Origin of the sequence: Phenylobacterium sp. (assembly GCF_030693405.1) — a bacterium.
Taxonomy (GTDB): Bacteria; Pseudomonadota; Alphaproteobacteria; order Caulobacterales; family Caulobacteraceae; genus Phenylobacterium.
Genome location: NZ_JAUYAW010000047.1, coordinates 102,465 through 112,129, shown reverse-complemented (window position 1 = coordinate 112,129; position 9,665 = coordinate 102,465). Strand labels below are relative to the sequence as shown.

Annotated in this window: 8 protein-coding genes; 3 read left to right on the top strand and 5 right to left on the bottom strand. The window is 66.7% G+C overall.

Going from position 1 to position 9,665, the window contains the following annotated elements; all coding sequences use genetic code 11:
- Window positions 1-183: 183 nt before the first annotated feature.
- The 4 genes from Q8N19_RS10380 to Q8N19_RS10365 all read right to left on the bottom strand — a co-directional run bounded on the left by Q8N19_RS10380 (window position 184) and on the right by Q8N19_RS10365 (window position 3,706).
- Window positions 184-966, bottom strand: a complete 783-nt coding sequence (locus tag Q8N19_RS10380; protein ID WP_305590361.1) for an SIMPL domain-containing protein — start codon at window positions 964-966, stop codon at window positions 184-186.
- Between the two features lie 100 nt (window positions 967-1,066).
- On the bottom strand, window positions 1,067-1,870 hold the full coding sequence (locus tag Q8N19_RS10375) for an ABC transporter permease (protein ID WP_305590359.1): 804 nt from the start codon (window positions 1,868-1,870) through the stop codon (window positions 1,067-1,069).
- A gap of 5 nt (window positions 1,871-1,875) precedes the next feature.
- Window positions 1,876-2,709, bottom strand: coding sequence for a hypothetical protein (locus Q8N19_RS10370; RefSeq protein WP_305590357.1), 834 nt, complete (start codon window positions 2,707-2,709; stop codon window positions 1,876-1,878).
- 4 nt (window positions 2,710-2,713) lie between these two features.
- Window positions 2,714-3,706, bottom strand: a complete 993-nt coding sequence (locus tag Q8N19_RS10365; protein ID WP_305590355.1) for an ATP-binding cassette domain-containing protein — start codon at window positions 3,704-3,706, stop codon at window positions 2,714-2,716.
- A 303-nt stretch (window positions 3,707-4,009) separates the two neighbouring features.
- On the opposite strand from Q8N19_RS10365, the gene Q8N19_RS10360 reads away from it, so the two are divergent.
- On the top strand, window positions 4,010-4,600 hold the full coding sequence (locus tag Q8N19_RS10360; protein ID WP_305590354.1) for a fasciclin domain-containing protein: 591 nt from the start codon (window positions 4,010-4,012) through the stop codon (window positions 4,598-4,600).
- A 63-nt stretch (window positions 4,601-4,663) separates the two neighbouring features.
- On the opposite strand, the gene Q8N19_RS10355 is transcribed toward Q8N19_RS10360, so the two are convergent.
- Window positions 4,664-6,193 (bottom strand): MFS transporter, encoded by a 1,530-nt coding sequence (locus Q8N19_RS10355; protein WP_305590353.1) that lies wholly within the window; start codon window positions 6,191-6,193, stop codon window positions 4,664-4,666.
- 365 nt (window positions 6,194-6,558) lie between these two features.
- Between Q8N19_RS10355 and Q8N19_RS10350 the strand changes: the two genes are divergently transcribed.
- Both Q8N19_RS10350 and Q8N19_RS10345 read left to right on the top strand, forming a co-directional pair.
- Entirely contained in the window at window positions 6,559-8,676 is a 2,118-nt protein-coding gene (locus Q8N19_RS10350) for a TonB-dependent receptor domain-containing protein (RefSeq protein ID WP_305590351.1), read from the top strand.
- A gap of 94 nt (window positions 8,677-8,770) precedes the next feature.
- Window positions 8,771-9,307, top strand: coding sequence for a 2'-5' RNA ligase family protein (locus Q8N19_RS10345; RefSeq protein ID WP_305590349.1), 537 nt, complete (start codon window positions 8,771-8,773; stop codon window positions 9,305-9,307).
- Window positions 9,308-9,665 lie beyond the last annotated feature (358 nt).

Here is a 9,665-nt window from a genome sequence, read left to right as displayed (position 1 = left end):
AAGGACATCTGGGGCTGCGGTCAGGGCATCGGCGCGGTGGAGGAGATCCTCGGCGCCGGCGAACTCGTCGCCAAGCTGGCGGCCGAGTACGAGGCGGCCAAGGCGTCCCTGGCGGAGAAGACCTCGTTCACCGCCGGCCGGGTGCTGATGGCGGCGGAGTAGGTTCGTCGCCTGGAGCGCCGCTCAACGCTCCAGGGCGAACTGCACCGATAGGGTGACGCTGACCGATACCTGTCCGCCCTGTACGGGGGCTGGAGGGACCGGGAGAGGGGGGATGCCGGCACCCCGGCTTTGGCCCGTCACGGTGATCACCTGACTGTCGCCTTGGATTGGATAGTAGCCGCTGCCTTCGCTGATGGTGAGAAGACGCGCTGAGCTGAAACCGGCCTCTCTTGCGTAGAGGTCCGCCCGGGCGCGAGCTCTACGCAGGGCGTCGGCGCGGGCCTCATCGGCGGCTTCATCCAGGTCCTCAACCGCGAAATTGGGGCCGTTGACCTCGTTTGCACCCGCGCTTACCAACGCATCGATCATCTGTCCCATCCGATCAATGTTGCGCAAGCGGACCATGACCGTGTTGCGGGCTTCGTAGCCGATGATGCTGGGCGGTTCGACCGGAGCAATAAACGACCCGTCGGCTGACCGCACAGGCATGGGACGGTGATACTGCGGCTGCAGGCTCAGGCGGGATGTGCGGATGTCACGCTCAGCGATCCCCGCGCCGCGCAGGGCCCCAACAACCTCGTTCATCCGCGCGGAGTTAGCTCTCATCGCATCGCCCGCGGTTTTGCCCTGGGCGACGACGCCCGCGGTGAATGTCGCGATGTCTGGTGGCCGGTCGGATTTGCCCTCGGCGGTGATGTTCAACAGAGGATTGTCGACGGCGATAGAAGAGACGGCGTGCGGGCTCTGCGCCGCCGCGCCGGATCCGACCAGGGCAATAGCGGCCGCTAGGGCGACAGTTCTCATGGGTTCCTCCTATGCATACTCTCTAGAAGTTGCATTAAGAGGCGTTTTCGACGTGAAGTCGAGGTGAGGCGACAGATCGATCGGCGCCCAGATTCCGGGCTCAGCTGCCTGTCGAGGTGTAGCGGCTGATGCCGGCGCGCCAGGCGATGAAGGAGGCGGCCAGGAAGGCGAAGCCCATGGCTGGCGCGGTGGGCAGCCACCAGTCCGGCGCGCCCAGCGGATCAGGCTGATCCAGGATCGCCAGGACCGGGTAATAGGCCACGCATCCCAGGGGCACGACAAAGATCAGGAAGTTGCGGAACCAGCCGGCGTAGAGGCTCAAAGGAAACTGGGCGGCCTGGATGCCGCCGTAGGTCAGGACGTTGAATACCTCAAGGCTCTCGGTGGTCCAGAAGGCGAAGCTGGCCTGCAGGACCAGGAGGCCGGTGAAGAGGGCCACCCCGCCGGTGATGGTCCAGGCGAGCAGCAGGACCTTGTCCGGGGTCCAGTCGACACCGACCACGGCGGCGCCCACGAACAGCACCAGAAGGGCCTGGGCCAGGCGGCCGAAGCGGCTGAGGCGGAACTCGTAGCCGACCAGTTGCAGGGCCGGGGAGCGGGGGCGCAGCAGGATACGGTCAAAGGCGCCGGTCTTGACGAACTCATTGCCGAAGACGTCGAAGCCACGGGTGAAGAAGTCGGTCAGGGCGAAGCTGGTGGAGACCACCCCATAGAAGACGGCGATGTGCCCCAGGCCCCAGCCCTGCACCTGACCGAATCGGTCGAACAGGGCCCAGGCGGCCAGCATGTCGATTATGGTGGTCAGGAAGGCGCCGATCCCCAGCATGATGGCCGAGCCGGGATATTGCAGCTGGCTGCGCAGGGAGGCGCTGAAATAGCGGAGGATCAGGCGGAGGCTGTTCATGGCCGTCAGCCGCCCTGGACTTCGAGGCGGCGCATGACGCGGGCCATGGCCCAGCGGCCGAGAAGAATCAGCGCCACCGTCCAGAAGGCCTGCAGCCCGAGCCCCGCCAGGGCGCCGGTCCCGCTCAGCTGGCCGACATAGAGGCGCAGGGGAATGTCCATCATGCCGGCGAAGGGCTGGATCAGCAGGGCCGTCTGCGCCCAGTCCGGATAGAGGGCGAGCGGCAGAAGGTTACCCGAGAAGACGATGATCAGGCTGTTGAACAGCACATTGACGCCCCGGTCGGTGAGGGTGGCGGCGACGATGATGTTGACGATCATCAGGAAGGCCGACGAGAGCGCCAGCGCCAGGGGGAGTGAAATGGCGAAGGCGGCGGCCGCGGCCAGGGTCGGCGGCGGCTTCCACGCCCAGTCCGACAGCCCGATAAGTGGCAGGATAAGGCCTGCGCCCAGCAACATCAGCGCCGCTCGGGGCAGGGCGCGCGAGGCCATCCAGGCGGCGCCGCGCACATACCAGAGACTGTAGGTGTCCACCGGTCGCAGGCGGTCATAGGCCACCGAGCCCGTGCGCACCGACAGGGCCACTTCGGGATCGGCGCTCCAGGGGGTCAGCGCCAAGAGCGCCTGGGCGAGCCAGGTGTAGGTGATGACCTGGGCGAGGCTCATGGGCGAGGCCGCCGCCGCATCGGGCGCCGCGGCGAAGAAGGCCGCGTAGATCATCACCTTGATGCCGCCCCACCAGCACTGGGTGGCGAAGCCGGCGATGGCCGCGGCCCGGTACTGCAGCATCAGCAGGAAGCGGCTGGAAAAGGCGGCCAGGTAGGGGCGGGCGGCGTACATGGGCTCAGGCCTCGCCCGCGCCGTGCAGGTCGTAGAAGCGGGCGATGACCTCTTCGATGGCCGGCTCGCCCACATGGATGTCGACCACCTCGTGGGCCGCCGCGAGGGCGGCGATCAGGGTTGGCGTCGGCGTCCGGGTCGGATCGAAGGCGAGCTCCAGGGTCTGGCCCCGGCGGCTGCGCACCTCGACGCCGGCCATGACGATCTCCGGCGCCTCTTGGGCGAAGTCGACCACCAGGCGCCGCTCTGCCAGCACATTGGCCCGCAGGGTCTCGAAAGGGCTGTCGGCCAGGACCTGGCCGTGGCCGATGACGATGACCCGCTCCGCCAGGGCCTCGATGTCGTGCATGTCGTGGGTGGTGAGCAGGACAGTGACGCCGCGCTCCCGGTTCAGGCGGCGGACCACCTCGCGCATGGCGAGCTTGGAGGGCGCGTCCAGGCCGATGGTCGGCTCGTCCAGGAACAGGATGTCGGGCTCGTGCAGCAGGGCTGCGGCGATCTCGGCGCGCATCCGCTGGCCCAGCGACAGCTGGCGCACCGGCTGGTCCAGCACCCGCTCCAGGCGCAGCAGGGCGACCAGCTCGTCGCGGTTGGCGCGGTAGCGGGCCGCATCGACGCGATAGATATCGGCCAGCAGGTCGAAGCCTTCGGACACCGGCAGGTCCCACCAGAGCTGGGTGCGCTGGCCAAACACCACGCCGATCTTCGAGACGTGGGCGATGCGGTCGGTGAAGGGGACGCGACCGTTGACCAGCACCACCCCGGCGTCAGGCTTCAGGATGCCCGAAAGGATCTTGATGGTGGTGGACTTGCCCGCCCCATTGGGGCCGATGAAGCCCAGCAGTTCGCCCGCCTCCAGGGAAAAGGAGACGTTGCGCAAGGCCTGAACCGTGCGGTGGCGGCGATGGACCAGACCCTTGACCGCGCCCAGCAGGCCGGGATCGCGCTCGGCGACGCGATAGGTCTTGGCCAGGTCCTCGACGAGGATCTGTGGCATGGGCGGACGCCCGTGATGTGAATGAGAAGGGCGCGGACCTTACGGCGCGTTCTATGAAAGGGAAACCGGGTTCTTGGGTCGGAAAGCGCGCCAACCGACGGACTTGGCGGGGCGCTGAGCGCCGCGCCCCATGGTCGGCTTGCGCCCCACGGCCGCGCCGAGGGAACGGGCTTGGCCGTGGCGGCGTTCTGCCCGGTGGGCGGGAGAAAGTCTTAACTTTCGCGCATCCGGGGTGGGGGCCGGACTCGTAACCCCTTCCAAGACGCCGGGCGCTTCGCCCGGCGCCCATCCGAGGGACTGTCCATGACCGAACCGAAATTCCGTATTCTCGCCGGCGTCTCCGCGCTCGCGCTCGCCTTCACCCTGTCGGCCTGCTCGCAGGCGGAAGACACCGCTGCTGCGCCCGAAGCTGAACCGATGGCTGCGGCTGAGCCGGCCGTGACGCAGACCAACATCGTCGCCGGCGCCCAGGCCTCGCCCGACCACACCACCCTGGTGACCGCGGTCCAGGCTGCCGATCTGGTGGGGACCCTGTCGGGCCCGGGCCCGTTCACGGTTTTTGCGCCCACCAACGCGGCCTTTGAAAAGCTGCCGGCCGGCACGGTCGACACGCTGGTCCAGCCGGCCTCCAAGGACCAACTGACCAAGATCCTGACCTATCATGTGGTCTCGGGCGAACTGTTGGCCGCCGACATCATGGCCGCCATCGAAGCCGGCGGCGGCACGGCCACCCTGACCACCGTGCAGGGCGAAGAGCTGAAGGCGTCTGTCGTCAATGGCGGCGTCCAGCTGACCGACGCCCAGGGCGGCACGGCCATGGTCACGGCCACCGACCTCGACCAGTCCAACGGCGTGATCCACGTGATCGACACCGTGATCATGCCCGCCGCCTAAGGCTGGTCTGATCTGAAGTCCGAGGAGGGCCCCAGCGCAAGCTGGGGCCCTTTTTGCTGGCCCCTACTCAGCGGGACGCGGCGCCGTGGGCGGAATCATCGGCTCGGGCACGTCGATGGCGGCCGAGACAGCGGTCGCCTGGGGACCTAGCCCTGCGGCGCGGCGCTCGGCCAGGGCGGCCTTGGTTTCCTCGTAGGAGGCGCGGGTGATCTTGTAGCGGGCATAGAAGAAGACGGCGATGAAGCCGGGGATGCCCGCCAGCACACCATCCCACAGGGCCAGATCCCAGATCACCTGGGCCGGCACCTCGCCGACCTGGGCGCGGACGGGGAATGAGATCAGGGTCAGGACGAAACCGGCCAGGGCCGCGCCGATGGCCTGGTCCACCTTGGCGAACAGGGCGCGGGTGGAATAGAGCACCCCCTCCTGACGCAGGCCGAACTTCAGCTCGTTCTCGTCGGCGATGTCGGCGAGGGCCGACATGATGCTGATCGACAGCACGCTGGCCGCCCCATAGCTCAGCACCGAGAACGCGATGAGAATGGCCAGCAGGTTCGGCGTCTGGGGCGTCAGCATTCCGGCGAAGCCCATCAGAATCGGGACCGACGGCGCCAGCGCATAGACGATGGCCGAGACGATGATGGTCGCCTTCTTGTCGAACTTCCCGTGCAGGGCCGCAGCGAACAGGAAGGCCGACAGATAGCCGGCAAAGGAGCCGATGACGAAGAAGCGGATCTGCTCCGACCCCAGGCCCCAGTAATAGGTGTTGGTGTAGAGATGCAGGCCGCCGCGCAGGCCGATCATCATGCTGAGGAAGAAGTAGGCGACCAGCAGCCAGACATAGTTGATGTTGGCGAAGGCCTTGCCCATGTCCTTGAAGAACTCGAGAGGGCTGTATTTCGGCAGGTTTTCCGCCGGCTTGGGCAGGTAAGGGATGCGGTCGCGGGTGAACCAGGCCGAGGCCGCCAGCAGCAGCAGGGCGATGCCCCCCATGATCACCGAGAAGGCGCCATAGGGTTCGGGGTTCAGCAGGCCGCGGGGATATTCAGGGGTGGCCTTGAAGAAGTAGCTGAGCGCGATCCAGGTGGTGGCTGCCGCGCCCGCCCAGGTGAAGAAGCTGTTGTAGGACATCACCTTGGAGCGCTCGGTGTAGTCGCGACTCAGCTCGCTGCCCAAGGCCATGTGCGGGGTGTGATAGAAGGTCATCGACTGGCGCAGCATGACGACGGTCACGGCGAACCAGGAGAACAGCGCCCAGGTGCCCAGGCCGTCCGGCGGATTGAACACCGCCCATAGGGACAGGACGATCGGGATGGGGGCGAAGAACATATAGATGTGGCGCCGACCCCAGCGGGACTTGGTCCGATCGGAGATCGAGCCGACCAGGGGGTCGGAAATGCCGTCCAGGAACAGGCTGGCGGAGATGGCGAGACCCGCCAGGTGCGCCTCCAGCCCCAGGACCTGGTTATAATAGAGCATGGCGTAGGAGCCGACCGAGAACAGCGCGATAGACTCCGCGCCGCTGCCGACCCCAAAGGCGAGCTTGGTCTTGAACGGCAGCCGCTCGCTGTCGCCCGATGAATTCTGGGCCAATTTCAAATCCTCCCCGAGCGCTCTTAAAATGGTTCGGCGCATCGCGTGGACTGGAACAAAGACCCAGTCGCCTTGGGCGTCAACCGGCTCTGCGCAAACCAAATGCTAGAAAAGACAGGAGGATATGTCCCGCGCCCATGGACAGTCGCCCTGCCACACCGGCTGCGCCGCGCTGGCGGATCAGCGCTGCGGCAGCGTCTCTGTGATAAGTATCTGGCATCATTCAATTTATTTCCGAAATCAGCCTGACCAGACGGGGTGCGAGAAAGTCCCGGGAGCTTGTTGCGAAAGATATTGACTCGCAGCTTCGTGGGGACGTAACGGCGTTCGCTAACGCGAATTGATCGCAAACCTTGGGGTATGTCTTGCGCAAGTCACATCTGGCCACCGCCGCGCTCCTGTCGCTCCTGTCGCCCGTTACCGCCCTGGCCGAGGAGGAGGCTGCGCCCGTTTCCGAACTGATCGTCCTCGGGCCGGCGGGGCTAGGCGATTTCCCCGGCGCAGCGACACGGGTTGAGGCGGTGGAGTACGAGCGCTCGCAGCCCCGGGATATCAATGACGTGCTGCGCCGGGTGCCCGGCATCTATGTCCGGACCGAAGAGGGACTAGGCCTGCGCCCCAACATCGGGGTTCGAGGCCTCAACCCGACTCGCTCCACCGAGGTTTTGCTGCTCGAGGACGGCGTCCCGCTGACCTATGCGCCCTATGGCGACAACGCCTCCTACTACCACCCGCCCCTGGAGCGGTTCTCGGCGGTGGAGGTGCTGAAGGGCGCCGGCCAGATCGTCTATGGACCGCACACGGTGGGCGGGGTGATCAACTACACCACCGCAGCCCCGCCCGCCGACGCCTCAGGCCGGCTGGTGCTCCGGGCGGGTGGCAATGAGACCCGCGAGCTGGTGCTGCAAGGCGGCGACACCTTTGGCGCCCTGGGCCTGTTGGGCGGCTTCGCCACCGGCAGCAATGCCGGGGTCCGGGACAATCAGGAGCTCTCCTATAACGACGTCTTCATCAAGGCTGTCGCCACCCTTTCGGACCGCCAGGCCCTGACCTTCAAGGCCACCGCTTATCTGGAGGACAGCAAGGTCGGCTATTCGGGGCTGACGGAGGCCGAATACCGGGCCAATCCACGCGGCTATCCCTTCACCAACGACTCGTTCGTCATCGAGCGCTATGGGGCGAGCCTGGCCCACGGATGGACACCCTCCGACGACCTGCAGCTAAACACTGTGCTCTACGCCAATACCTTTGACCGGGACTGGTGGCGGCAATCCTCCAATTCCAGCCAGCGGCCTTCGGACTCTGCCGATCCGGCCTGCGGCGGCATGGCCAATCTGAACACCACCTGCGGCAATGAAGGCCGGCTGCGGCAGTACTACATGTTCGGCCTTGAGCAGCGGCTGACGCTCAACTGGTCCGGCGGCGAGCTTCTGGCCGGCGCTCGCCTGCATGCGGAAAACCAGGAGCGGTTCCAGTTCAACGGCGATCGTCCCAACTCCCGGGCGCCGGGGGGAGGCTCGGGCGCGGGGGTGCGTGAGCACAATGTGCGCGAAGCCCGGGCGGCCTCGGCCTTCATCAAGAACACCTTCCAGTTCGGCGATCTCTCCATCGCCCCGGGGGTCCGCTATGAGACCATGACCTTCAATCGGTCGGACAAGCTGGCGGGCCGAAGCGGTTCCACCGAGCTCAGCGAGTGGATTCCGGGCCTCGGGGTGTCCTGGAGCAAGGACCAGCGGCTGACCGTGTTCGCCGGAGTTCACCGGGGCTTCTCGCCGCCGCGGGTGGAGGACATCATCACCAATGCCGGCGGCTCAGTCGAGCTTGATCCGGAGCGTAGCCTGAACTGGGAGCTGGGTCTGCGGGGCTCGCCCATGGCCGGCCTGAAGGGGGAGCTGGCGCTCTTCCGCCTGGACTTCGACAATCAGATCGTGCCGGCGTCTGTGGCCGGCGGAGTGGGCGCCACGGCGACCAGCGCCGGCGAGACCCGGCATCTGGGCCTGGAGGGCGCGGCCAGCTTCTCCTCCAAGACGGCCTTCGCCACCTCGGTGGACTGGTACGCCGACGCCGCCTTCACCTGGGTGGAGACAGCAGAGTACCGGGGGCGCCGGTTTTCGTCCATCGCGGGCCTGGGGGCCGTCTCAGTCACCGGCAACCGGCTGCCCTACGCCCCGGAGTGGATGGGCCGGGCGGCGGTAGGATTCGACACCGGTGCGATCCAGGCTGAGTTTGAAGGGGTCTATACCGGCGAGATGTTCACCGACGATGTGAACTCGGTCACGCCCAGCGCCAACGGCCAGCGGGGTCTGATCGACGACGCCTGGCAGTTCAATCTGGCCGCCGCCTACAAGATCCCCAACACCCAGGTGAAGCTCACCCTTGCGGTCCGGAACCTGGCCGACAAGACCTTCATCGTCGACCGCTCTCGCGGCATCTTGGTGAATGAGCCCCGGGCCGCCACCGTGGGCGTCGACCTGGCCTTCTAGGCCTGGGTCACAGCAAAGCTAGTCAGGGGGCGATGGACGCACGATATGGAGGCCCACGCCCCCTGGCCGCCCCCGGGGCGAGGTTGGACGCCCCATGATCCCATCGCCGCCTCTGATCATCACAGCTGCCCTGGACGAGGGGGCGTTCGACTGGTTCCAGGACCTGCGCCGGACGCATTTCCCCGTCCATCGCAACATTGTTCCGGCTCATCTGACCCTGTTCCATGCCCTGCCTGGCGACCAGGAGGCGTCCATCGCAGAGACGGTGAGGGCGGCCTGCGCCTCCCGGGGGCCCCTGACCATGGCCGTGCGCGGCCCCTGGTTCATAGGGCGCGGGGTGGCCTACCGCATCGCCTCCGCCGACCTTGACGCCCTGCGCGCCGAACTGGCCCAGGCCTTCGCGCCCTGGCTGACGCCCCAGGACCGGGCGGCCTTCCGTCCGCACATCACCATTCAGAACAAGGCCGACCCGGATGAGGCGAGGGCGCTGTGCGAACGGCTGCAGCTGGAGTTCGAGCCCTTCGACATCACCGCCGAAGGCCTGCTGGTCTGGCGCTATCTGGGCGGGCCGTGGGCGCCGGTGGCCCGGGTTGGGTTCGAGGGCGTCGCCGGTTCAGACGGTAGGTCCTGAACGCCGCGTGGCAGTTGACGTTCTGGCGCCAGGAGATCATCCATCAGTACAGCGACGGGGTCAGCGAAACCTGCCCTTGCGTAATCTTAATCGCCCCGCATCACCTAACTCGCGAGGTAAACTTGGTCGTGCCGTTGCGGGCGCGGGAGTTTGTGCGCTCTACCTTCCGTCACAGCGGGACCATTGACGTCTGCGGCGGCGACCGACCAGGGACTTCCACCTCGCATTTCGGTATGAGGGCTTGGCGCCTGTCCTTTCGCCTTCGTCCGTGCGCCACGGCTGTGCGTCGGCTTTCTGGTTTCGAAGGCGATCCCGCACCCTAGGCCTCGGAACGACCTCCACCTCTGCCGCTTCACCT

Excerpts from the sequence above, each read along its gene's own strand:
- Q8N19_RS10360 (WP_305590354.1), top strand. The coding sequence starts at position 4,010 with ATGACCGAACCGAAATTCCGTATTCTCGCCGGCGTCTCCGCGCTCGCG.
- Q8N19_RS10375 (WP_305590359.1), bottom strand. The coding sequence starts at position 1,870 with ATGAACAGCCTCCGCCTGATCCTCCGCTATTTCAGCGCCTCCCTGCGC.
- Q8N19_RS10370 (WP_305590357.1), bottom strand. The coding sequence starts at position 2,709 with ATGTACGCCGCCCGCCCCTACCTGGCCGCCTTTTCCAGCCGCTTCCTG.
- Q8N19_RS10365 (WP_305590355.1), bottom strand. The coding sequence starts at position 3,706 with ATGCCACAGATCCTCGTCGAGGACCTGGCCAAGACCTATCGCGTCGCC.
- Q8N19_RS10380 (WP_305590361.1), bottom strand. The coding sequence starts at position 966 with ATGAGAACTGTCGCCCTAGCGGCCGCTATTGCCCTGGTCGGATCCGGC.
- Q8N19_RS10345 (WP_305590349.1), top strand. The coding sequence starts at position 8,771 with ATGATCCCATCGCCGCCTCTGATCATCACAGCTGCCCTGGACGAGGGG.